Here is a 22660-nt window from a genome sequence, read left to right as displayed (position 1 = left end):
GGTATTTTTCCCCTCTGCCTCAGAACGTGGTTTTTCATTCAATTTTTGGAGAAAACCATGAACGCTGCTGTGCGCTTCAACCCTGCCGATTCGGCCATCACCGACATTTCCCTGGCCGCCTGGGGTCGCAAGGAAATCAAGATCGCCGAAACCGAGATGCCCGGCCTGATGGCTGTGCGCGAGGAATTCGCAGCCGCCCTGCCGCTGAAGGGTGCCCGCATCACCGGTTCGCTGCACATGACGATCCAGACGGCCGTGCTGATCGAGACCTTGACCGCACTGGGCGCACAGGTGCGCTGGGCGTCGTGCAACATCTTCTCGACCCAGGACCACGCAGCGGCCGCCATCGCTGAAACCGGCGTGCCGGTGTTCGCGATCAAGGGCGAATCGCTGAAGGACTACTGGGATTACACCCACAGCATCTTCGAATTCGGCGCTGCCGGCACCGACAACGAAGGCCCCAACATGATTCTGGACGATGGCGGCGATGCCACCATGCTGATGCACCTGGGCAAGAAGGCCGAGAAGGACCTGTCCGTGCTGGCCAACCCCGGTTCGGAAGAAGAGAAGATCGTCTTCGCCGCCATCAAGGCCAAGCTGGCCGTGGACCCCACCTGGTACAGCCGCAAGTCGGCCCAGATCCTGGGTGTGACCGAAGAAACCACCACCGGCGTGCACCGCCTGAACGAAATGTCGGCCAACGGCAGCCTGCTGTTCCGTGCCATCAACGTGAACGACTCGGTCACCAAGTCCAAGTTCGACAACCTGTACGGCTGCCGCGAATCGCTGGTGGACGGTATCAAGCGCGCCACCGACGTGATGATCGCCGGCAAGGTGGCCGTGGTGGCCGGCTACGGTGACGTGGGCAAGGGCTGCGCCCAGGCCCTGTCCGCGCTGCGCGCCCAGGTGTGGGTGACCGAGATCGACCCGATCAACGCCCTGCAGGCCTCGATGGAAGGCTACAAGGTCGTGACCATGGAATATGCCGCCGACAAGTGCGACATCTTCGTGACCACCACCGGCAATAAGGACATCATCCGCCACGAGCACATGCTGGCGATGAAGGATGAAGCCATCGTCTGCAACATCGGTCACTTCGACAACGAAATCGACGTCGCTTCGATCGAGAAGTACGAGTGGGAAGAAATCAAGCCCCAGGTCGACCACATCACCTTCCCGGACGGCAAGAAGATCATCCTGCTGGCCAAGGGCCGTCTGGTGAACCTGGGCTGCGCCACCGGCCACCCCAGCTTCGTGATGTCCAACTCCTTCGCCAACCAGACCCTGGCCCAGATCGAGCTGTTCACCCGCCCCGACGCCTACGAAGTCGGCAAGGTCTATGTGCTGCCCAAGGTGCTGGACGAGAAGGTGGCACGCCTGCACCTGAAGAAGGTCGGTGCCCAGCTGACCGAGCTGACCGAAGCCCAGGCCGCCTATATCGGCGTCAAGAAGGAAGGCCCTTACAAGCCTGAAACCTACCGTTATTGATGGGCGGAGGCCGTGGCAGCCGTTGGCTGCCACGGTGCATGACCTGCGGGCTTGACTTCAGCTTGCCATGCGAATGCCGAAATCATGGGTGCAAGGCCCCGTACACAGGAGGCCGATTCATTTTCGGATCGCATACAACAAGGAGAAGCCAGGTCATGAGAGGTTTGTTTCAGCCCGCTGTGGCATTGATGTCGCGTTTGCGACTGGGTCCCAAATTCCTGTTGGCGGGCATTCCGCTGCTGCTGATGCTGGGGCTGGTGGGTGCCATGGCGGCACAGCGCTACCAGGCGCGGGTGCAGGCACTGGAGGCCAAGCGTGCCGCGGTGGCGCTGATGGCCGATCTGGTGGAGTGGAACCAGGTGCTGATCGAAAGCCGCCGGGTGGCCATCACCGGCCAGGCCGGCGATGCGGCGCTGATGCAGTCCTTCCAGCGCCAGGCGGCGGTGGTGGACAAGACGCTGGCCAAGATCGAAGCCCGCGTCGCGGCGCAACAGCGCTACTACGACATGCGCAAGGAAACCGAAGGCCTGCAGCAGGGCTGGAAGGAACTGCAGGGCAAGATTGCCGCGCTGCCGGCCGATGCCGACTTCGCGCAGAAGGCCTTTGCCGCCCATGCGCCCGAATACGCACGCCTTTACGCCTTCATGCGCGATCTGGGCAACCGGTCCGGTCTGGCACAGGATCCGGATGCCGATATCTTCTACCTGGGCTACCCGCTGGCCAACCACACGCCGTCGACGGCCGGCATTGCCGTGCGCATTGCCGCCTACGCGCTGCTCAACGTGAGCCGTGGCGTGGTGGATACCAAGGACAAGGTGTTCTACGAAGTGACCGAGGCGCGCCTGAACGACACGTTCTCGGGCGTGGAAACCCAGTTGTCGCAGTCCATGCAGGCAAATGCTGCAGTGCAGCAGGCGCTGGGTGCGCGCTTTGACGCGCTCAAGGCCACCTCCAAGGAGCTGCTGGGCTATGTGCGCAAGCACTTCACGCTGGTGGACCAGGTGGCGGTGTCGCAGCAGGAGGTGCAGACCGCGGCCCAGCCGACCATCGATGCGGCCTGGGCACTGGTGTCGCAAAACGGCGCAGTGCTGGACCAGCTGCTGGCCGAGCGCGGCGCCGAGGCCGCCACCCAGCGCAACCTGCTGGTGCTGCTGCTGGCGCTGGGCATTGGCGCTTCGGTCTATCTGTATGTGGGCGTGTACCTGAGCATGGCGGCCAGCCTGGCCCAGGCTTCGCAGGCGGCCAAGGCGATTGCGGCCGGCGATCTGGGCACGGTGCAGGCACCGGTGTCCAAGGATGAATTTGCCCGCCTGCTGGAAGACCTGCGCAGCGCCGACCGGGCACTGGCCCAGGTGATTTCCGGGGTCAAGGAATCGTCGGAATCGATTGCCACGGCGACCAGCGAGATTGCCTCCGGCACGCAGTCGCTGAGCAGCCGCACCGAGCTGACAGCCAGCAGCCTGCAGCAGACGGCCGGCTCCATGGCCCAGCTGACGGATGCGCTGTCGCACAGCCGGGGTTCGGCCGATTCGGCGCGCCAGCTGTCGGTGTCGGCCGGGGATGTGGCGCGGCGCGGTGGCACGGTGGTGCAGCAGGTGGTGCAGACCATGGATGCCATCAACCAGAGCAGCCGCAAGATTGCCGACATCATCGGCGTGATCGACGGCATCGCCTTCCAGACCAACATCCTGGCGCTGAATGCGGCGGTGGAAGCCGCCCGTGCCGGTGAGCAGGGCCGCGGCTTTGCCGTGGTGGCCAGCGAGGTGCGTGCCCTGGCTGGGCGCAGTGCCGAGGCGGCCAAGCAGATCAAGGACCTGATCGGCAGCAGCGTGGGCAAGGTGGACGAAGGTGCCCGCCTGGTCAGCGAGGCCGGGGCCACGATGCACGAGATCGTGGATTCGGTGGTCCGGGTGGATGCGGTGATCGGGGAGATCTCGGTTGCTGCGGGCGAGCAGAGCCAGGGCATTGCGGAAATCAATACCGCCGTGGGCCAGCTGGATGACATGACACAGCAAAATGCGGCTCTGGTCGAACAAAGTGCGGCCGCCGCCGAAAGCCTGCGTGAGCAGGCCCGGCTGCTGGCCGAGGTGGTGGGCAACTTCCGCATCCATGGCGGTGGGGAGCGCCGCCTGACATAAGGAGAAGGTGTGGTGCATGCGCCCGCCTTCACAGCACAAGTTGATAGCGGCTTGTGTCCATTCATAGAGAGTTGGATGTGCTTTGGGGCCAGGATCGGTGGCTGCAGGCACAACCGGCTTGGAAAACAGGGACAGGCTGCACACAGCGGCCTGTCCGGTGAAGCTGAAGGAGAGCGCGATGCGCGCAGACGTTTTTTTGGTGGAGGCAGGCCATGCCACCACCCGATCGCAGGCCCAGCGCCTGATTGCAGCCGGTGTGCAGTGGCGCACCATGCCGCTGGCGCCGTGGACCCAGGTGGCCAAGAACGGCGACGACATTCCCGCGGGTGCGCAAGTGCAGCTGCTGGACGCGTCCGAGGCCAAGTACATCTCGCGTGGCGGCCTCAAGCTCGAAGGCGCGCTGGCGGCAGCGGGCCTGCAGGTGAGCGGCCTGCGCTGCCTGGATGTGGGGCAGAGCACCGGCGGCTTCACCGACTGCCTGCTGCAGGCCGGGGCCGCCCAGGTGATCGGTGTGGATGTGGGCCACGACCAGTTGCATGAACGCCTGAAGAGCGATCCGCGCGTGGTGGGCGTGGAAGGGCTGAACGCCCGCGCCATGACCGCCGAATCGCTGGTGCAGGGCTGTGAGGATGCGCTGTCCGAAGTCATCGAAGAGCAAGAGGACAACGACACCCAGCCCCAGGCCCCCTATGCCTGGATGCGCAACGGCGGCATGGTCGATGAAGACTATGACGACAGCGAAGACGCCAAGGAGCAGGACATCGAGTCCTTCAAGGCCGAGCGCGCCGCCAAGGACAAGGCCCGCGCAGACGGTACGGCGCCGGTGGAGCGCCGCCGCAAGCCGGGGACCGAGGACATCGACATCACCCCGGTGTTCGACTTTGTCACCGGCGATGTGTCCTTCATCTCGCTGACCCTGATACTGCCGCAGCTGGTGCCGCTGATGGGCCCGGGCGCGCCGCTGCTGATGCTGGTCAAGCCCCAGTTCGAATTGCAGCCCGGCCAGATCGGCAAGGGCGGCATCGTGCGCGACCCGGCGCTGTATGCCGAGGTGGAGCAGCGTATCCGTGCCTGCTGCAAGGAAGTGGGCCTGAAGGTGGTGGGCTGGTACGACAGCGCCATCGAAGGCGGCGACGGCAACCGTGAATTTTTTGTGCACGCCACCAACGCGTGAGGAAGACCCCGATGGCGCAGAACGATTCGACCGCATTCCCGGTCAGCTTTGAATTCTTTCCCACCAAGACCGCCGAAGGCGCAGCCAAGCACGTGAACGTGCGCCAGGAGCTGTACGCCCGCAAGCCGGAATTCTGCTCGGTGACCTATGGCGCCGGCGGCTCCACCCAGGAAGGCACGTTCCGCATGGTGCAGGCCATCCAGGACGAAGGCGTGGCCGCAGCGTCGCACTTTTCCTGCGTGGGGGCCACCCATGCCAAGGTGCGCGAGGAACTGGCACAACTCCAGACCATGGGCGTCAAACGCATCGTGGCGCTGCGCGGCGACCTGCCCAGCGGCTACGGTCTGGGCGGTGAATTCCAGTACGCCAGCGACCTGGTGGCGTTCATCCGCAAGGAGTTCGGGGACTGGTTCCACATCGAGGTGGCGGCCTACCCCGAGACCCATCCGCAGGCCAAAAGTCCGGATGCCGACCTGCAGGCGTTTGCGACAAAAGTGAAGGCGGGAGCCGATTCGGCTATCACACAATACTTCTTCAACGCCGACGCCTACTACCGCTTTGTGGAGGGAATTCAAGCACTTGGCATCCAGATTCCGGTCGTCCCGGGTATCATGCCGATCACTAACTCTTCCCAACTCATGCGCTTTTCCGATGCGACTGGCGCTGAGATTCCCCGCTGGATCCGCCTGCGACTGCAGGCTTTCGGGGACGACGTGGCTTCCATCCGTGCCTTCGGGCTGGACGTGGTCACGCACCTGTGCGAGCAGCTGCGCAGCCAAGGCGCGCCGGGCCTGCACTTCTACACCATGAACCAGAGCACAGCGACCTTGGAGCTGTGCCGTCGCCTCGGGCTCTAAGGGCTGCGGTTTGTTCCGCTGATCCCGCCTGCGGTGGTGGCACCACCGTCTGTGCGTGACAGAGGACATTGCATGCCATCCATCTGCCAAACTGCGGGAATCGTCTCCCGGGCGGCACGCCATCGCTGGGCCGCGGCCTGGACGGTGACGTTATTCATCAGCGGCTGCGCGCCGCTGCCCACCACGCCGGAAGGCGCTGCCACGGCCACGCCCACCCAGGCGGGAGCGCCCATTCCCGAAGGCCCCAACGCCCGCCCCAGCCGCTGGGGCTGGTGGAGCCACGACCGCAAGGGGGCCGAGGCCCTGGCCAAGGCCGCTCCCAAGCCGCCCAAGCTCAGCGACAAGCCCGATCCGGCGGCGCAAACCGCGCCGGATGCCCGGGACAGCGACCAAAAGGGGCTGGCCTCCTGGTACGGCCCCGGTTTTCACGGCAAGCTGACCGCCAATGGCGAGCGTTTCAACAGCGGCGAGCTGACCGCAGCCCACCGCTCGCTGGCCTTTGGCACGCGGGTGTGCGTGCGCAGCTCGGTCACCGGCAAGACGGTGGTGGTGCGCATCAACGACCGGGGGCCGTTCGCCAAGAACCGGGTGATCGACCTGAGCCAGGGTGCGGCTGAGCAACTGGGCATGGTGGGCCTGGGGATCAAGCCGGTGGAGTTGTGGGCCCTGGCCGACGACGAATCCCAATGCCCGGGTGAGGACGATGACCTGGACGGCCAGCTCGAAGCAAGCCTGTCCGACCTGAGCCCCGACGCCCGCCGCGCGGTGGAGGCGCACCGCCAGGCCCATGGCGAATCCACCAGCACGGTGGCCAAGCAGGTCAGCAAAAAGAAAAAGTGAGCGCCTGGGGTGCATGTGAAAAAGGGTTCAAGGCGACATGTCCTTGAACCCTTTGTGCATTTTGGGGTAAGGCCCCTCCGCTCCGCTTGGCGCAGCGGCGGGTCGCAGCCCTTCCTGGCTTCTTGGCTTTATTGGCCGGATTCCAGTGTGAACGCAGCGTGCTTGTCCTGGCCGAGCAGCTTGACCATCTGCGGCAGGGCGGTCTTGAGCTTGTCCTTGACGGTGTAGGGCGGGTTGATCAGGAACATGCCGCTGGCCGGCAGGCCGGGGCGCTTGCTGGGTTCGTCCTCGGTGGCCGACAGGGCGGCCGACTGCATCTTGCTGGATTTGACGGTCAGCGTGGCGTGCAGCCAGCCCTTGCCGGCCTTGGTGGCCAGGGTCTTGAGGCGGCGCGGCAGATCGTGCGCATCCTGGCGGGCGATGATGGGGTACCACACGGCATAGGTGCCGGTGGCAAAGCGCGCCAGCGCGTCCTGCACCATGTCGGCCACGCGCAGGTAGTCGGTCTTGATCTCATAGCTGGGGTCGCACAGCACCAGGCCGCGGCGCGACGGTGGGGGCAGCAGTTTCTTGACGCCGGTGAAGCCGTCTTCCTGCGCGATCAGGATGCGCTTGCCCGGATCGAGCTGGGCGATGTTGCCGGCCAGCGTGCGCGAATCGGTGGGGTGCAGCTCGAACAGGTGCATCTTGTCCTGCGGGCGCAACAGGCTGTGGCTGATGAACGGCGAGCCGGGGTAGACGCGCAGCTTGTTGCCCTGGTTGAAGCTGGCCAGCACCTGCAGATAGTCCTGCAGCGCGGGCGCCAGCTGGTCAAACGGGGTGTCCAGCAGGCGCTGCACGCCTTCGGTCGCCTCGCCGCTGGTGTTGGCGTAGTCGCCGTCCAGGCGGTACAGGCCGGCGCCGGCATGGGTGTCGATCACGCTCAGCGCCGTGTCCTTCTGCGTCAGGTGTTGCAAGGTGGCGATCAGCACGGTGTGCTTGAGCACATCGGCGTGGTTGCCGGCATGGAAGGCGTGGCGGTAGCTGAACATGGCAGTCGAAGGCGGTGGCCGCGGGGCGGCAGATGGTGTGAGGGTAGGGCGAGCAGGCCTTTCCCGGTGTGGTGTGGCCGCCACCGTGGCACAAAAACGGGTGCACTGGTAGGGGCGTTCCCCCCTATTGGACGCTATTTCGTATAATGGCGGGCTTCGCAGCGATTTTATGGGTCCCGCGGCGAAGGTTGAAACTCCGGTTTGAACATCCCCGCCTAAGAGGCTTCCTTTAAAAGACTTGTCTTTTTCAAGAAGAAGCACCGACCGCGGAAAAGGGCCCGCCAAACCCTCTTGAAAGAGAAAACTCATGTCTACATTCAGCGCAAAGCCCGCTGAGGTGCAACACGAGTGGTTTGTGATTGACGCCACCGATAAGGTGCTCGGACGTGTCGCCAGCGAAGTGGCACTCCGTCTGCGCGGCAAGCACAAGGCCATTTACACACCTCACGTTGACACCGGCGACTTCATCGTCATCATCAACGCCTCCAAGCTCAAGGTCACTGGCACCAAGAACCTGGACAAGGTGTACTACCGTCACTCCGGTTTCCCCGGCGGCATCACTGCCACCAACTTCCGCGATCTGCAAGCCAAGTTCCCTGGCCGCGCTCTGGAAAAGGCCGTCAAGGGCATGCTGCCCAAGGGTCCTCTGGGCTACGCCATGATCAAGAAGCTGAAGGTCTACGGCGGTGCTGAGCATCCTCATACCGCACAGCAGCCTAAGGCTCTGGAAATCTAAGGAGACTTGAATGATTGGTGATTGGAACAATGGTACCGGCCGTCGCAAGTCCAGCGTCGCCCGTGTATTCCTGAAGAAGGGCTCCGGCAAGATCACTGTGAATGGCAAAGACATTCAGCAGTACTTCGGCCGTGAAACCTCCATCATGATCGCAAAGCAGCCCCTGGTGCTGACTGGCAATGTCGAAGCTTTCGACATCCAGATCAACGTCCACGGCGGCGGTGAATCCGGCCAGGCTGGCGCTGCCCGCCACGGTATCACCCGCGCTCTGATCGATTACGACGCTTCCCTGAAGTCCGCACTGAGCCAAGCCGGCTACGTGACCCGTGACGCTCGTGAAGTCGAACGTAAGAAGGTCGGTCTGCGTTCTGCACGCCGCGCCAAGCAGTTCTCGAAGCGTTAATCCGCTTCTGCTGCAGGATGGTCCTCCTCCGGGAAGGCCATTCGCCAAAAAAGCCGCCAGGCCTTCGGGTTCGGCGGCTTTTTTGTGGGCGCTCCCGTGCCGGCATGGTCCGGTACGGCGGCCCCTCCCCGGTCCGGGCGAAGTCCCTGGCGTCCTCCGGGGCAAAGCCCCCACTTGCACTGTCGTCAAAGCTGGAAGCGGCAGCAATTCCCGAGCCCCTTGCTGTACCATTCGGGCCAATTCAGAACCATCGGAGTATCCCCATGAGCGCCGTTGCCGAAAACACCATCACCGAAATGCCGGCCCCCATCCTCTTCACCGACAGCGCGGCTGCCAAGGTGGCGGATCTGATCGCCGAAGAAGGCAATCCCGACCTGAAGCTGCGCGTCTTTGTGCAAGGCGGCGGCTGCTCGGGTTTCCAGTACGGTTTCACCTTCGATGAGATCACCAACGACGACGACACCACCATGACCAAGAATGGCGTGTCGCTGCTGATCGACGCCATGAGCTACCAGTACCTGGTCGGTGCCGAGATCGATTACAAGGAAGACCTGCAAGGCGCCCAGTTCGTGATCAAGAACCCCAATGCCAGCACCACCTGCGGCTGCGGTTCCAGCTTCTCGGTGTAAGCGCCTTCTGCCTATGCCACGGGATGCCGCTGACACTGCGCCATCCCCCTCGATCAAGCCGCTGCACGCCAGCGGCTTTTTTGTGTCTGCAGCACGCGCCGCCGTGCCTGCCCTGCCGTCCCATTGCCCATGAGTGAACCCCTTGCCCCCCACCGTGAACGCCTGCTGTGGCTGGTGGCCATTGCCTTTTTCCTGCAGTCGCTGGACGCCACCATCCTGAACACGGCGCTGCCGGCGATGGCGCAGTCGCTGGGCCAGAGCCCGCTGAAGATGCAGTCGGTGATCGTGGCCTATTCGCTGACCACGGCCATGCTGATCCCGGCTTCGGGCTGGGTGGCGGACCGCTTCGGCACCCAGCGGGTCTATGCGGCGGCGATTGCGCTGTTCGTGCTGGGCTCGGTGCTGTGTGCGCTCTCGCCCAATCTGGGCTTTCTGGTGGCCGCGCGCGTGGTCCAGGGCGTGGGTGGCGCCATGATGATGCCGGTGGGCCGGCTGGCGGTGCTGCGCAGCCACCCCAAGGGGGAATTCATCCGTGCCATGAGCTTCATCGCCATCCCGGGTCAGGTGGGGGCGCTGCTGGGCCCCACCTTGGGCGGTGCACTGGTGGAAGTGGCCAGCTGGCACTGGATCTTCTGGATCAATGTGCCGGTGGGGCTGTTCGGCATGTGGGCCACGCGCCGCTGGATGCCGGTGGGCGCGGAGCAGCCGCGCCGCAGCTTCGATGGCTGGGGCTATGCGCTGCTGTCGTTCGGCATGGTGGCTGTGTCGGTGGCGCTGGACGGCCTGTCCGGCATGGGCCTGGGCACGGCCCTGGTGGCCGTGCTGATGGTGTTTGGCCTGGCCAGTCTGGCGGCATACTGGATGCACGCGCTGCGGGTGTCCGAGCCGCTGTTCCCGCCCGCGCTGTTCAGCGTGCGTTCGCTGCGGGTGGGCCTGCTGGGCAATCTGTTTGCCCGCTTCGGCAGCGGCGCCGCGCCGTTCCTGATTCCGCTGCTGCTGCAGGTGGGGTTGGGCATGTCGCCCTTCCACGCCGGGCTGATGATGCTGGCCACGGTGGTGGGCAGCATGCTGGTCAAGCGCATTGCGGTGCGCACGGTGCAGCGCTACGGTTACCGTCGGGTGCTGCAGGTCAATTCGGTGCTGCTGGGCCTGGTGCTGGCTAGCTTCGGCCTGGTGTCGCCCCAGCAGCCGCTGGGCTTGCTGCTGGCCCAGCTGTTTGTGTTTGGCGGCATCAACTCGATGCAGTTCTCGGCCATGAATTCGGTCACGCTCAAAGACGTGGAAGGCGAGTTCGCCAGCAGCGGCAACAGCCTGCTGTCCATGGTGCAGATGCTGTCCATGGGCATGGGGGTGGCATTGGCCGGCGCACTGCTGGGCGGGTTCTCCGATGTCTGGAGCGCACTGGGCGACCAGTCGCTGCGTGCCATCCATGCCACCTTCGTCACCGTGGGGCTGATGACCCTGGCCTCCACCCTGGTGTTCAGCCAGCTCGATGGCGACGAGCGCGTGCGCCCGGCCCCGGACAGCGGCGACTGAAAAATATCTGCCAGCCTGCGGGTGGGAGTCTGCCGGTGTCCGCCGGAGGCAGGCCGCCAGACGGGTTCGTGCCGCATCGGCGGCGGCGCCGTTGAAAAGCTTTTTTCAGGCGGGGTAGATGGCACCCAGCACGCGCGGGCCGCGGGCGCCGGTCACGGCCGGCAGATTGCCCGGCAGGCCGTGCAGGCACTGCCGCGCCAGCCAGGCGAAGGCGGCGGCTTCCACTTCCAGCGGTGGCAGGCCGCGCTCGGCGGTGCTGCCCACCTGCACACCGGGCAGCAGGGCGGCGATGCGCTGCATCAAGTGCGTATTCAAGGCGCCGCCACCGCAGACCAGCAGGGTGCTGCCGTCCCGGCCCCAGCGGCGCACGGCATCGGCGCAGCTGGCGGCGGTCAGCTCGGTCAGTGTGGCCTGGATGTCTGCCGCAGCGGCTGCCTCTGGCGTGGCGGCCAGCTGGGCGGCCAGCCAGTCGGCGTGGAACAGGTCGCGGCCCGTGCTTTTGGGCGGCTGCTGCGCAAAAAATGGCTCGGCCAGCAGGCGCTGCAGCAGGGGCTGCTGCACCCGGCCGCTGGCGGCCCAGCGCCCGCCGTCGTCATAGGGCTGGCCGGTGTGGCGCTGGCACCAGCCGTCCATCAGCGCATTGCCGGGGCCGCAGTCGAAGCCTTGGACGGCACCGTCCGCACCCAGCACGCTCAGGTTGGCAATGCCGCCAATGTTCAGCACCAGCGTGGTCTGGCCAGCCTGGCCGAAGACGCCCTGGTGGAAGGCCGGCACCAGGGGGGCACCCTGGCCGCCGGCGGCCACATCGCGGCTGCGCAGGTCGGCGACCACGGTGATGCCGCAGCGTTCGGCCAGCAAGGCCGGGGCATTGAGCTGCAGCGTGTAGCCTGTGCCGTCAAACAGCTGGGGGCGGTGGCGCACGGTCTGGCCGTGGGCGCCGATGGCGGCCACCTGGTCGGCTGCCACGCCGCTGCGCTGCAGCAACTGCTGCACCACCTGGGCGTAGTGGTCCACCAGGGCATTGGCGGCCAGCGCGGCGCGGTGCAGCTCGTCCTGGCCGCCGAGGGTGTTCAATGCCAGCAGCTCGGCACGCAGGGTGGGTGCGAAACCGCAGCTGGCATGCTGCAGCACGCGGGTGCCGTGGCGGAAGTCCACCAGCACGCCGTCCACCCCGTCCAGCGAGGTACCGGACATCAGGCCGATGAAGAGGTTGGAAGCGGGAGCGGCAACGGTCATGGCGGGCAAAAACGGTCGGGACAAGGTCGGGACAACAGCAAAGGTGCAGTATGCCCCGGAAACGACAAAGGCCCCGAAGGGCCTTTGCAAGAGAGGGCGGCGGGCGCTTACTGGGCGCTGGCCTGCTGCACGGTCTGGGCCGAGTCCAGCTGCATGCGCATCTGGGCAGAGTACTGCTTGAAGGCGGCTTCGTTCCGGCGGTCGATCGGTGCGTCGGCCGCGTTCTTGGCCATCACCACCAGCGGATCTTCGTGCTTGCCGTTGACACGGAACTCGAAGTGCAGGTGGGGGCCGGTGGCCCAGCCGGTGGAGCCCACGGCGCCAATGGTCTGGCCCTGTTCCACGCTCTGGCCCTTGCGCACATCGATGCGGCTGAGGTGGGCGTAGACGGTGACATGGTCGGCGTTGGCGTGCTTGACGAACACCACATTGCCGAAGCCGTTCTGCACGCCGGCGAATTCCACCACGCCGTCACCGATGGTGCGGACCTTGGTGCCGGTGGCGGCGGCAAAGTCGGTGCCCAGGTGGGCCTTCCAGGTCTTCTGGATGGGGTGCAGGCGCATGGCGAAGCCGCTGGACACGCGCGAGAATTCCACCGGGGAGCTCAGATAGGCCTGGCGCAGGCTGCGGCCGTCCAGGTCGTAGTAGCTGCCGCGGCTGGCGCCTTCGGGCTGGTACCACATGGCCTGGTGGGTCTTGCCGTTGTTGTGGAATTCGACGCTCAGCAGGCGGCCGGCGCGCAGGGGCTCGCCGTCGGCTTCCAGGCTTTCGTAGACTACGGAGAAGCGGTCACCCTTGCGCAGCGAACGGCGGAAGTCGATGCTGCCGGACAGCACGTCGGCCATCTGCACGGCCACGCTGTCGGGGATGAATGCGGCGTCGGTGGCGGCAAACAGCGAGCTGCGGATGGTGCCACCCGCCAGGCGCGAGCCCACGGTCAGCTCGGCCGTCTCGATGGAGGCGGTGAACTTGCCGTTGGCGCCGCGTTCCACGACCAGGCGCTGGAATTCGTCGCTGTCGTCGTTGGTGGTCCAGCGGGCGGTGAGCTTCTGCAGCTGGTGGTCGTTGGTGGCTTCGGCAGACACCAGACGGCCGGCGCGGCCCAGCAGGTTCTGGCGCACATTGTTGTCTGCACGCAGGAAGGCGGAAGCCGAGGGGTCGGCAATGCCCAGGCGTTGCAGCAGCGCTTCTGCCGTGTCCGTACCGCGCGTGTAGTCGCTGCGGTACAGGGTGAAGCTGTTCAGATCGGCCAGATCGGCCAGCGACGTATCTTCCACGAGGGAAGGCACAGTCTGTGTGATGGTGCGCACCGGCATGTCGGCCACGTCGGGGCCCAGCGATGCCACTGCAAACGCAGCTCCGCCGCCGGAGAGCAGCAGGGCGGCCACTCCGCTGGTGACGCGCTTGGGGTGCTTTTGCACCAGAAGGGCCAGCCGTGCCAGGAAAGCACTGCCGGCAGAGATCAAGCTGTCTTTCAAAACGATGTCCTAGGGTCTGGCACACCACTGTCCCCCTGCGCGAGATAGCGTAGGAATGGTGTGTGCAAGGTGTCGGATAGCAGCCATACGGCGGAGTAGATACGGGATGCCTACTAGAATCCGCCACTGCGACCGAGCCCGGAGTATAACGGGCGACCTCTCCATCGCATCCAAGAAAACCCTTATGAATCAAGATAGTGTTAAGACGTTCCCGTTGACGGAAGGTGTAGGACAAGCGCTGGAAGTGACGTTGCGCGGAGTGGACGAACTGCTGCCCAAGGACGAGTGGATCCAGAAACTGGCGAAGTCCGAAGCCACGGGCGTGCCCCTGCGCATCAAGCTGGGCCTGGACCCCACAGCGCCCGACATCCACCTGGGCCACACCGTGGTCCTGAACAAGATGCGCCAGCTGCAGGATCTGGGCCACCAGGTGATTTTCCTGATCGGCGACTTCACCACGCTGATCGGTGACCCGTCGGGCCGCAACAGTACGCGCCCGCCGCTGACGGCCGAGCAGATCAAGGCCAACGCCGAAACCTATTACACCCAGGCCGCCAAGGTGCTGGACCCGGCCAGGACCGAGGTGCGCTACAACAGCGAATGGTGCGACCAGCTGGGCGCGCGCGGCATGATCCAGCTGTCGGCCAAGTACACCGTGGCCCGCATGATGGAACGCAACGACTTCCACACGCGTTTCACCGAAGGCAGCTCCATCAGCCTGCACGAGTTTCTCTATCCTTTGTTGCAGGGCTATGACTCGGTGGCGCTCAAGGCAGACCTGGAGCTGGGCGGCACGGACCAGAAATTCAATCTGATGATGGGGCGCCATCTGCAAGCTGAATATGGCCAAGAGCAGCAGTGTGTGCTTACCATGCCGCTGCTGGTGGGCCTGGACGGTGTGCACAAGATGTCCAAGTCCAAGAACAACTACATCGGCATCACCGAAGACGCCAACACCATGTTTGCCAAGGTGCTGTCGATTTCGGACGATCTGATGTGGGACTGGTACACGCTGCTGTCCTTCCAGAGCCTGGAACACATCGCCCAGCTGAAGGCGGACATTGCTGCCGGCGGCAATCCCAAGCATGCCAAGGTGGCGCTGGCCAAGGAAATCACCACGCGCTTCCACAGCGCGGCAGCGGCCGATGCGGCCGAGCAGGATTTCACCAACCGCTCCAAGGGCGGCATTCCCGATGACATCCCGGAAGTCAGCCTGTCTGGCGCCCCGCTGGGCATCGGTGCCTTGCTCAAGCAGGCCAATCTGGCGCCCTCGACCAGCGAGGCCAACCGCCTGATCGACGGCGGCGGCGTGCGCATCGATGGCACGGTCATCAGCGACCGCGGTCTGAAGCTGGACGCCGGCAGCTTTGTGCTGCAGGTGGGCAAGCGCAAGTTCGCCCGCGTGACGCTGGCCTGAACGGGCGTGCCCGGCCGCCCCGTTCGGGGCTGCCGGGCCGCGTGAGTCTGAAACCCAAGCAGCCTGTGCGCAGGCGCCCAGTATGTCGGATGGTGTCCCATCCGATAGGCCGGGTGCTGGCGCACAGGCTGTTCGGTTTCTGGTGGGGCTGACCGGATCAGGGCCCATGCCCCGCCGGGAGGGGCTGAACGCGGCTACACCTGCAGTTCCGCCACAGGAACGGGGCGTTCCACGGTGCTGTCCTGCACCTGGTTGCGGCCGGCGGCCTTGCCGCGGTACAGCGCCTGGTCGGCCCGGTGCACGGCGGCCTGCAGCGGCTCTCCCGGCCCCAGGTGGGTCAGGCCGACGGTGACGGTGATGAACAGCAGCTCGCCGGACAGCAGGCGCACCGGTGTCCGCTCCACGCTGGCGCGCAGGCGGTAGGCGACCATGCGGGCCACGGCCATGTCAGTCTGGGGCAGCAGCACCAGAAATTCCTCGCCGCCCCAGCGGCACACATGGTCGCCGCCGCGTGTGCATTCCAGCAACTGGCGGTAGAAGGCCTGCAGCACCTGGTCACCCACGGCATGGCCGTACTGGTCGTTGACCAGCTTGAAATGGTCCAGATCGCACAGCAGCAGCGCGCTGTGGGTGTCGGCGGCTGGGGGCTGCATGGCCACCTGGGCCAGACGGCGGCGGTTCAGTGCGCCGGTCAGCGGGTCGGTGAAGGCTTCATGCCGCAGCGTCTCGTGCGCCTCCACGATGATGTCGTGGTAGCGCAGGGCGATGGTGATGAAGGCCAGGAACAGCGTGACCAGGCAGCCGTATTCCAGCGCCTGCAGCAGGGTGTCGGACAGCCGGTAGAAGGGCGGGTGCCGGCTGCTCCAGAACCGCAGCCCGATATAGACCAGCGAAATGCACAGCACGATGCCCATGCGCGCCGCCCGCGGCCGGGAGGCCGACAGCATGCACACCGGCACCATGGGGATCATCAGGTAGTGAAAGCCGCTGCTCCAGCCGATGGCCAGCGTGGCGGCAACGGCGTGCAGGCCGATTTCCAGGGCAATCACATCGGCTGCCAGGCGCACATTGCCCTGGGGCCGGCTTTGCCAGTAGGCGTAGACATAGGCCAGCACGCTCAGCACATTGCCGGCGGCCAGCGCATAGACCCCCGCGCCGGCAAAGATGGGAATGAAGGCCAGGTGCACCAGACAGACCACCACTGCGCAAAAGCGGATCAGCAGGCGGTAGCTTTCGTGCAGCGGCTGGGCGGTGGTGGACATAGGCAGATGGGGCTGCTGCCATTATGGAAAGCGCCCCCCGCACGCAGGGCCCCGCTGCAACCGGCTGCGCCCGCTGTGGCGCCGAATGGTGGGCGCCGCCGGGCGACGTGGCTATGCCGGGTCGTCCACCGGCGCCATGGCCTGGCGGGTGTCGTGGGCCTGCTGCTGCAGCCACTGTGCAAATGCCTGCACTTCCGGCCGCTGGCCGCTGCGCGGGCCGGTCAGCAGCCAGTAGGCCAGCGGGGAGTCCAGCCGCTGGCGTGGGAAGACTTCCACCAGCCGGCCGTCGGCCAGGGCTTCGGCCACCAACGGCAGGCGGGTCAGGGCCAGGCCCTGGCCGGCCAGGGCAGCCTGCACGATCTGGTGGGCGTAGCGCAGATAGACCCAGCGGCGTGGCTGCAGGTCGGCGCAGTCCTGGTCGCGCAGCCAGCGGTGCCAGCTGAGCCACTGCAGATGCGGGTGCTGGTCGGCGTCGGTGGCTTCGATCAGGCTCCAGCCCACCAGATCCTGCGGCCGGCGCGGGGCGGTGGCCGATTGCAGCAACCAGGGGCTGGCGACCACGGCCAGCTGCTCGCCGAACAGTTCGGTCATGCCGCGCAGCGCGGCCGTGGGCCGGCTGTAGCGGATGGCCAGGTCCACATCGGTGGTCTCCAGATCGACCAGGCTGTCGGTGGTGTCGATGCGGATGTCGATGTCCGGGTGCTGGCGCTGGAAGTCCTCCAGCCGCGGGATCAGCCACATGGCGGCAAAGCTGGCCCAGGTGGTGATGGACACGCTTTTGCGCCCGGCGCTCTGGCGCACGCTGCGCACGGCGGTGTCGATGCGTTCCACCGCCGGCGTCCAGGCGCGCAGCAGCTGGGCGCCGGCGCTGGTCAGCTCCACGGCGCGGGTGTGGCGCAGGAACAGCGGCAGGCCCACCTCGTCTTCCAGCCCCTGGATCTGGCGGCTGACGGCGGACTGCGTCAGCGCCAATTCTTCGGCAGCGGCGCGGAAGTTCAGGTGCCGCGCCACGGCCAGAAAGGCGCGCACATGGCCGATGGCGATGGGGCGGGTGCGCAGGGTCAGACCGGATGCGCTGGAACTGGAGGCGGTGGACATGGTGGCGGCTGCAGGGCCGGAAAAAAGGGAGGGATGGCGCTGCACGGTGCGTTCTGCCAAAGCGCCATATTACGCAGGCCCGCGCCGTCCACCAAGCGGCCGGCGGTGCGCCGGACATGCTGCCGGGGACAGCCAGTGCTCACAGCCTGCGTGCGGGGGCGGATAATCGCCCGGTCTTGCAGTCCCGGTGTGCCTGCCATGCAGTGCCCGGTTCTGCCTTCTGTCCACCACACACCATCCTCTATGACCGCAGCATTGGACCTCATCATCATGGCCGCCGGCAAAGGCACGCGCATGAAAAGCCGCCACCCCAAAGTCTTGCAGAAGCTGGCGGGACGGGCACTGCTGCAGCATGTGCTGCACACGGCGGGCCAGTTGCAGGCACGTTCGGCGGTGGTGGTGACCGGCCATGGTGCCGCGGATGTCGAAGCGGCCCTGGCCAGCGGCCCGGGCGCCGATGCCGGTTTTGCACTGAAGTTTGTGCGCCAGGAGCCGCAGCTGGGAACCGGCCATGCCGTGCAACAGGCCGTGCCCGCGCTGGCGGGCGACGGCATGGCCATCGTGCTGTCGGGCGATGTGCCGCTGACGCAGGCCGATACCCTGCAAGGGCTGCTGGATGCGGCAGGCAGCGACAAGATGGCGCTGCTGACGGTGAGCATGCCCGACCCGACGGGCTACGGCCGCATCGTGCGCAACAGTGCGGGCACGGTGCAGCGCATCGTGGAGCAGAAGGACGCCAGCGAGGCCGAGCGCGCCATCACCGAGATCTACAGCGGCATCATGGCCGTGCCGGTCCGGCACCTGACGCAGTGGCTGGCCAAGCTGAACAACCACAACGCCCAGGGCGAGTACTACCTGACCGACATCGTGGCCATGGCCGTGGACGACGGCGTGCCCGTGGTGGGTCACCGCATCAGCGATGTGCTGCAGGTGGCCGGTGTGAACAGCCCGCTGCAGCTGGCCGAACTGGAGCGCGCCCACCAGTTGCGCGCTGCCAAGGCACTGATGGAGCAAGGCGTGCGCCTGGCCGATCCGGCACGCTTCGACCTGCGTGACGACGCCCGCGGCACATTGGCTCAGCTGGAATGCGGCCAGGACGTGGACATCGATGTGGGCTGCATCTTCACCGGCCAAGTGCGCATTGGCGACGGTGCGCAGATCGGTGCCTACTGCCACATCAGCAATGCCACGATTGCGGCGGGCGCGGTGATCCATCCCTTCACCCACATCGACGGCGAAAAAGCCGGTGCCAGCGTGGGTGAGGGTGCGCTGATCGGCCCGTTTGCCCGTCTGCGCCCCGGTGCGCAGCTGGGCCGCGAAGTGCACATCGGCAACTTTGTGGAAGTGAAGAATTCCACGCTGGCCGACGGGGCCAAGGCCAACCACCTGGCCTATCTGGGGGACGCCACCGTGGGCGAGCGCGTGAACTACGGCGCCGGCTCCATTACCGCCAACTACGACGGCGCCAACAAGCACCGCACCGTGATCGAGGCGGATGTCCACATCGGCAGCAATTGCGTGCTGGTGGCGCCCGTGACCATTGGCGCGGGCGGCACCGTGGGAGGCGGCTCCACCATCACCAAGAGCACGGAGCCGGGTGCCCTGAGCGTGGCCCGTGGCAAGCAGATCAGCAAGGCCAACTGGGCGCGCCCGGTCAAGCCCCCCAAGGCCTGAGCCATGGAGCGCGACCGCCTGCCGCATGGCGCTGCCGTCCCGTCCGCCCAGGACACCGTGCGGGCCGAGCTGGCGGTCTGCCAGCAGCAACTGGCCCAGTTGCAGGACGCGCACGAAGGGCTGCTGCGTGCCGTCTCGCACGATCTGCGTGCGCCGCTGCGGCATCTGACCTCGTTTGCGCCGCTGCTGCGTGAGTCCGTGGAGCAACTGGCCGCGGCTGCGCCCGGGGAGGCCGCAGACGAGGCCCAGGAATTTCTGGGCACCATGGAGCAATCGGCCCACAAGATGGGCCGCATGCTGGATGCGCTGATGCAGTTGTCCCGCGCGGTGCGTCAGCCCTTGGATCCGCAGGCCGTGGATGTGTGTGGTGTGCTGCAGTCCTGCGCCGCCCGCAGCTTGCCGCAGGCGGACACCGTGGCCTGGGAGCTGCCGGCCCAGCCGGCGCTGCTGCATGCCGATCCCACCGCGCTGCACACGGTGCTGGGTGAGCTGCTGGGCAATGCCGCCAAGTTCACCGCCCGGCAGATGCTGCCCCAGGTGCAGGTCAGCCTGTCCATGCCCGTTCCCCGGTGGTGGCGCATCGCCATCCGTGACCAGGGTGTGGGCTTTGAATCGTCCCGCATGGCGGTCAGCTGGCCGCCGTTCCAGCGCATGCACCGCGAGAACGACTTTGCCGGAATGGGCTGTGGCCTGGCCCTGGTGCACGCCCTGGCCCAGCGCCATGGCGCCAGCTTGCAGCTGCACTCCCGCCCTGGCGAAGGCTGCACGGCAGTGCTGGAGTGGCCGGCCGCGGAGTGAGCTGACTGCGGTGGTGCCGCGCTCCTGCCGGGCGGTCGCAGTGTGGTGGATGGCCCGGGCAGTGCCGCATGGCATGCCAGGACCTTGCCTACGCACCCGCGGTGCGGGTGTTCAGCGGGGCAGTGTGTGCTGGTCGCCGCGCTCCGGCCCCGCAGCCAGCAGCGGCAGGTGCGGGCTGAACTTGGCGCGCTTGGTGGCGAAGAACGCCTTCACATTGCGCACATTGGCATGCTGGGCAAACAGGCGCTGTGACAGCGCCAGATAGGCCGGCATGTCCTGGCAATGCAGTACCAGCATGAAGTCGGGCCCAGGCGAGACCCGCCAGCACTGCTGCACGGCATCTTCGGCCACGGCCAGTGCCTCGAAGGCGTCCAGCGCCTCGGCACTCTGGCGATCCAGCGTGATTTCCACCAGCGCCTGCAGGCCGTGGCCCAGCAGGCTGGCCGCACGCTCGGGTTGCAGCACCGTCACCGAGCGCTCGATCAGACCCAGTGCATGCAGCCGGCGCACGCGGCGCAGGCAGGTGGGGGCCGACAGACCCAGCCGTTCAGCCAGTGTCTGGTTGCTCAGACTGGCATCGCGTTGCAAGGTATCGAGCAACTGCAGGTCGGTGTAATCGAGTGTTTCGTTTTCGTTTTTTTCTTTCATTTGAATTTAATTATAGAAATTTAATTTCCATATCGGCATAAGGTGAAAGAAATTTTCAAAAATTGAATTTTGGTTTTTTGGAAATTACTTTTCAAAGCTTCTAGCATTCGCCATCCTTTTTGAACCGGAGCTTGTTTTATGTGTGGCATCGTCGGCGCCGTCTCTACCCGCAACATCGTTCCCCTGCTGGTGCAGGGCCTGCAACGCCTGGAATACCGGGGCTATGACTCCTGTGGCGTGGCGGTGCACCGCCTGGTGCAGGGCAGCCCCATCAGCCAGGGTCTGCAGCGCGCCCGCAGCACCTCCCGCGTGGCCGAGCTGCTGGAGCAGGTGCGGACCGAAGATCTGCAGGGCCTGACCGGCATTGCCCACACCCGCTGGGCCACCCATGGTGCACCGGCCGTGCACAACGCCCACCCGCATTTCAGCTATGGACCGGGCCTGACGGCCGAAGCGGGCAAACCGGCCCGCGTGGCCCTGGTGCACAACGGCATCATCGAAAACTACGAACAGCTGCGCGCCAAGCTACAGGACAAGGGCTATATCTTTGCCAGCCAGACGGACACCGAAGTCATTGCCCACCTGCTGGACAGCCACTACAACGGCGACCTGTTCGAGGCCCTGAAAGCCACACGCGCCGAGCTGCACGGCGCCTATGCCCTGGCCGTGATGCACAAGGACGAGCCCCACCGCGTGGTGGGCGCGCGCGCCGGCTCGCCCCTGATCCTGGGAGTGGGCGTGGACAACAGCGAATTCTTCCTGGCCAGCGACGCCATGGCCCTGGCCGGTGTGACGGACCAGATCGTCTATCTGGAAGAAGGCGACCTGGTGGACCTGCAGCCCGGACGCTACTGGATTGCCGCCAAGGACGGCCATGTGGTGCTGCCCGAACAGCGCCCCGTCAAGACCGTGCACGCTCACAGCGGCGCGGCCGAGCTGGGCCCGTACCGCCACTACATGCAAAAGGAAATCTTCGAGCAGCCGCGCGCGATTGGCGACACGCTGGAAGGCATCGTCAACATCGCTCCAGAGCTGTTTGACGGCGCCGACGGCACCGCGGCATGGCGCGTGTTCAAGGAAATCGACCAGGTGCTGATCCTGGCCTGCGGCACCAGCTACTACAGCGGCTGCACCGCCAAGTACTGGCTGGAAGCCATTGCCGGCATTCCCTGCGCGGTGGAAGTGGCCAGCGAATACCGCTACCGCACCAGCGTGCCCAACCCGCGGACCTTGGTGGTCACCATCACCCAGTCCGGCGAAACCGCCGATACCCTGGCCGCACTGCGCCACGCCCAGAGCCTGGGCATGACCCATACGCTGACCATCTGCAACGTGGGCTCCAGCGCCATGGTGCGCGAATGCAAGCTGGCCTACATCACTCGCGCGGGCGTGGAGATCGGCGTGGCGTCCACCAAGGCGTTCACCACCCAGCTGGCGGGGCTGTTCCTGCTGACCTTGGCGCTGGCCCAGTCCAAGGGCCGACTGAGCGAAGAAAAGGAACAGCAGTATCTGACGGCGATGCGCCACCTGCCCGTGGCCCTGCAGGCCGTGCTGGCGCTGGAGCCCCAGGTCATCAGCTGGGCGGAAGACTTTGCCAAGATGCAGAACGCTCTGTTCCTGGGCCGTGGTGCGCACTATCCGATTGCCCTGGAAGGGGCGCTCAAGCTCAAGGAAATTAGCTACATCCACGCCGAAGCCTACCCGGCCGGCGAGCTCAAGCATGGCCCGCTGGCGCTGGTGGACAGCGCCATGCCTGTGGTCACGGTGGCGCCCAATGACGAGCTGCTGGAAAAGCTCAAGAGCAATATGCAGGAAGTGCGCGCGCGCGGCGGCGTGCTGTATGTGCTGGCCGACGCCAAGACCAACATCGAAAGCGAAGAAGGCATGCACGTGATCCGCATGCCCGAGAACTATGGTGCGCTCAGCCCCATCCTGCACGTGGTGCCGCTGCAGCTGCTGGCATACCACACGGCCGTGGCACGCGGTACCGATGTGGACAAGCCGCGTAATCTGGCCAAGAGCGTGACGGTGGAATAAGAGCGGCTGACACCTCTTGCTGCAAGAGGCATTGAAGTGGTCCACAAGAAGTTTGCTCGCCCTGCGGGGCAAGGCGAGCAGTGCTGACCCTCTTTAAGTCCGGATGTGTTGCAGCCGAAGAAAGAGCGCCCTGTGGGAGCGCTCTTTTTTTTGACTCACGTGAAGTGACCTGGATGGCTG

General features: G+C 65.8%; 19 protein-coding genes. 13 read left to right on the top strand and 6 right to left on the bottom strand.

Going from position 1 to position 22660, the window contains the following annotated elements:
* The first annotated feature begins 57 nt into the window (after positions 1–57).
* The 5 genes from ahcY (at position 58) to QM470_RS19825 (ending at position 6497) form a co-directional block, all read left to right on the top strand.
* The gene (gene ahcY / locus QM470_RS19845; RefSeq protein ID WP_280010855.1) at positions 58–1488 is read left to right on the top strand and encodes an adenosylhomocysteinase; all 1431 of its coding nucleotides are present in this window, start codon (positions 58–60) and stop codon (positions 1486–1488) included.
* A 155-nt stretch (positions 1489–1643) separates the two neighbouring features.
* Positions 1644–3626: a methyl-accepting chemotaxis protein gene (locus QM470_RS19840; protein WP_280010856.1), complete on the top strand. Its 1983-nt coding sequence runs from the start codon at positions 1644–1646 to the stop codon at positions 3624–3626.
* 178 nt (positions 3627–3804) lie between these two features.
* Positions 3805–4800 carry a TlyA family RNA methyltransferase gene (locus tag QM470_RS19835; RefSeq protein ID WP_283340458.1) on the top strand — a complete coding sequence of 332 codons (996 nt, stop codon included), beginning with the start codon at positions 3805–3807 and terminating at the stop codon, positions 4798–4800.
* 11 nt (positions 4801–4811) lie between these two features.
* Complete coding sequence (metF, locus tag QM470_RS19830) at positions 4812–5657, top strand: methylenetetrahydrofolate reductase [NAD(P)H] (RefSeq protein WP_192334778.1); 846 nt, start codon at positions 4812–4814, stop codon at positions 5655–5657.
* A 144-nt stretch (positions 5658–5801) separates the two neighbouring features.
* The gene (locus tag QM470_RS19825) at positions 5802–6497 is read left to right on the top strand and encodes a septal ring lytic transglycosylase RlpA family protein (RefSeq protein ID WP_502846868.1); all 696 of its coding nucleotides are present in this window, start codon (positions 5802–5804) and stop codon (positions 6495–6497) included.
* A gap of 128 nt (positions 6498–6625) precedes the next feature.
* Here QM470_RS19825 and QM470_RS19820 read toward each other — a convergent pair whose 3' ends face one another.
* Positions 6626–7528 carry a 23S rRNA (adenine(2030)-N(6))-methyltransferase RlmJ gene (locus tag QM470_RS19820; RefSeq protein WP_066540047.1) on the bottom strand — a complete coding sequence of 301 codons (903 nt, stop codon included), beginning with the start codon at positions 7526–7528 and terminating at the stop codon, positions 6626–6628.
* 307 nt (positions 7529–7835) lie between these two features.
* On the opposite strand from QM470_RS19820, the gene rplM reads away from it, so the two are divergent.
* From rplM to mdtD, 4 genes are all read left to right on the top strand, one after another.
* Entirely contained in the window at positions 7836–8264 is a 429-nt protein-coding gene (gene rplM, locus QM470_RS19815) for a 50S ribosomal protein L13 (protein ID WP_066540049.1), read from the top strand.
* 10 nt (positions 8265–8274) lie between these two features.
* The gene (rpsI, locus tag QM470_RS19810) at positions 8275–8667 is read left to right on the top strand and encodes a 30S ribosomal protein S9 (RefSeq protein WP_066540051.1); all 393 of its coding nucleotides are present in this window, start codon (positions 8275–8277) and stop codon (positions 8665–8667) included.
* A gap of 263 nt (positions 8668–8930) precedes the next feature.
* Positions 8931–9296 (top strand): iron-sulfur cluster insertion protein ErpA, encoded by a 366-nt coding sequence (gene erpA / locus QM470_RS19805; RefSeq protein ID WP_066540053.1) that lies wholly within the window; start codon positions 8931–8933, stop codon positions 9294–9296.
* A 129-nt stretch (positions 9297–9425) separates the two neighbouring features.
* The gene (mdtD, locus tag QM470_RS19800; protein WP_280010862.1) at positions 9426–10832 is read left to right on the top strand and encodes a multidrug transporter subunit MdtD; all 1407 of its coding nucleotides are present in this window, start codon (positions 9426–9428) and stop codon (positions 10830–10832) included.
* A gap of 105 nt (positions 10833–10937) precedes the next feature.
* Here the strand turns inward: mdtD and QM470_RS19795 are convergent, their stop codons facing one another.
* Both QM470_RS19795 and QM470_RS19790 read right to left on the bottom strand, forming a co-directional pair.
* Positions 10938–12068 (bottom strand): anhydro-N-acetylmuramic acid kinase, encoded by a 1131-nt coding sequence (locus QM470_RS19795; RefSeq protein WP_283340457.1) that lies wholly within the window; start codon positions 12066–12068, stop codon positions 10938–10940.
* A gap of 107 nt (positions 12069–12175) precedes the next feature.
* Entirely contained in the window at positions 12176–13546 is a 1371-nt protein-coding gene (locus QM470_RS19790) for a M23 family metallopeptidase (protein WP_280010864.1), read from the bottom strand.
* 184 nt (positions 13547–13730) lie between these two features.
* On the opposite strand from QM470_RS19790, the gene tyrS reads away from it, so the two are divergent.
* Positions 13731–14963, top strand: a complete 1233-nt coding sequence (gene tyrS, locus QM470_RS19785; RefSeq protein WP_280010865.1) for a tyrosine--tRNA ligase — start codon at positions 13731–13733, stop codon at positions 14961–14963.
* Positions 14964–15157: 194 nt separating this feature from the next.
* On the opposite strand, the gene QM470_RS19780 is transcribed toward tyrS, so the two are convergent.
* Entirely contained in the window at positions 15158–16225 is a 1068-nt protein-coding gene (locus tag QM470_RS19780; RefSeq protein ID WP_283340456.1) for a GGDEF domain-containing protein, read from the bottom strand.
* Positions 16226–16336: 111 nt separating this feature from the next.
* Positions 16337–17323 (bottom strand): LysR substrate-binding domain-containing protein, encoded by a 987-nt coding sequence (locus QM470_RS19775; protein ID WP_280010867.1) that lies wholly within the window; start codon positions 17321–17323, stop codon positions 16337–16339.
* A gap of 243 nt (positions 17324–17566) precedes the next feature.
* Between QM470_RS19775 and glmU the strand changes: the two genes are divergently transcribed.
* Together glmU and QM470_RS19765 are read left to right on the top strand one after the other, a co-directional pair.
* Positions 17567–18997: a bifunctional UDP-N-acetylglucosamine diphosphorylase/glucosamine-1-phosphate N-acetyltransferase GlmU gene (gene glmU / locus QM470_RS19770; protein WP_283340455.1), complete on the top strand. Its 1431-nt coding sequence runs from the start codon at positions 17567–17569 to the stop codon at positions 18995–18997.
* Positions 18998–19000: 3 nt separating this feature from the next.
* Positions 19001–19795, top strand: coding sequence for a sensor histidine kinase (locus tag QM470_RS19765; RefSeq protein WP_283340454.1), 795 nt, complete (start codon positions 19001–19003; stop codon positions 19793–19795).
* Positions 19796–19906: 111 nt separating this feature from the next.
* Here QM470_RS19765 and QM470_RS19760 read toward each other — a convergent pair whose 3' ends face one another.
* Entirely contained in the window at positions 19907–20443 is a 537-nt protein-coding gene (locus tag QM470_RS19760) for an Lrp/AsnC family transcriptional regulator (protein ID WP_283340453.1), read from the bottom strand.
* A gap of 138 nt (positions 20444–20581) precedes the next feature.
* Here QM470_RS19760 and glmS point away from each other — a divergent pair, with 138 nt between their 5' ends.
* Positions 20582–22480 (top strand): glutamine--fructose-6-phosphate transaminase (isomerizing), encoded by a 1899-nt coding sequence (glmS, locus tag QM470_RS19755; protein ID WP_280010872.1) that lies wholly within the window; start codon positions 20582–20584, stop codon positions 22478–22480.
* The last annotated feature ends 180 nt before the right edge of the window (positions 22481–22660 follow it).

Origin of the sequence: Comamonas sp. 17RB (assembly GCF_030056555.1) — a bacterium.
In the GTDB taxonomy this organism is placed as follows: Bacteria; Pseudomonadota; Gammaproteobacteria; order Burkholderiales; family Burkholderiaceae_C; genus Comamonas; species Comamonas terrigena.
The sequence above is the reverse complement of the archived record's forward strand: the minus strand, read 5'-3'. Positions and strand labels throughout refer to the sequence as shown.

Coding starts and splice junctions, on each gene's coding strand:
- ahcY (WP_280010855.1), top strand. CDS start 58: ATGAACGCTGCTGTGCGCTTCAACCCTGCCGATTCGGCCATCACCGAC.
- QM470_RS19840 (WP_280010856.1), top strand. CDS start 1,644: ATGAGAGGTTTGTTTCAGCCCGCTGTGGCATTGATGTCGCGTTTGCGA.
- QM470_RS19835 (WP_283340458.1), top strand. CDS start 3,805: ATGCGCGCAGACGTTTTTTTGGTGGAGGCAGGCCATGCCACCACCCGA.
- metF (WP_192334778.1), top strand. CDS start 4,812: ATGGCGCAGAACGATTCGACCGCATTCCCGGTCAGCTTTGAATTCTTT.
- QM470_RS19820 (WP_066540047.1), bottom strand. CDS start 7,528: ATGTTCAGCTACCGCCACGCCTTCCATGCCGGCAACCACGCCGATGTG.
- rplM (WP_066540049.1), top strand. CDS start 7,836: ATGTCTACATTCAGCGCAAAGCCCGCTGAGGTGCAACACGAGTGGTTT.
- rpsI (WP_066540051.1), top strand. CDS start 8,275: ATGATTGGTGATTGGAACAATGGTACCGGCCGTCGCAAGTCCAGCGTC.
- erpA (WP_066540053.1), top strand. CDS start 8,931: ATGAGCGCCGTTGCCGAAAACACCATCACCGAAATGCCGGCCCCCATC.
- mdtD (WP_280010862.1), top strand. CDS start 9,426: ATGAGTGAACCCCTTGCCCCCCACCGTGAACGCCTGCTGTGGCTGGTG.
- QM470_RS19795 (WP_283340457.1), bottom strand. CDS start 12,068: ATGACCGTTGCCGCTCCCGCTTCCAACCTCTTCATCGGCCTGATGTCC.
- tyrS (WP_280010865.1), top strand. CDS start 13,731: ATGAATCAAGATAGTGTTAAGACGTTCCCGTTGACGGAAGGTGTAGGA.
- QM470_RS19780 (WP_283340456.1), bottom strand. CDS start 16,225: ATGTCCACCACCGCCCAGCCGCTGCACGAAAGCTACCGCCTGCTGATC.
- QM470_RS19775 (WP_280010867.1), bottom strand. CDS start 17,323: ATGTCCACCGCCTCCAGTTCCAGCGCATCCGGTCTGACCCTGCGCACC.
- glmU (WP_283340455.1), top strand. CDS start 17,567: ATGACCGCAGCATTGGACCTCATCATCATGGCCGCCGGCAAAGGCACG.
- QM470_RS19765 (WP_283340454.1), top strand. CDS start 19,001: ATGGAGCGCGACCGCCTGCCGCATGGCGCTGCCGTCCCGTCCGCCCAG.
- QM470_RS19760 (WP_283340453.1), bottom strand. CDS start 20,443: ATGAAAGAAAAAAACGAAAACGAAACACTCGATTACACCGACCTGCAG.
- glmS (WP_280010872.1), top strand. CDS start 20,582: ATGTGTGGCATCGTCGGCGCCGTCTCTACCCGCAACATCGTTCCCCTG.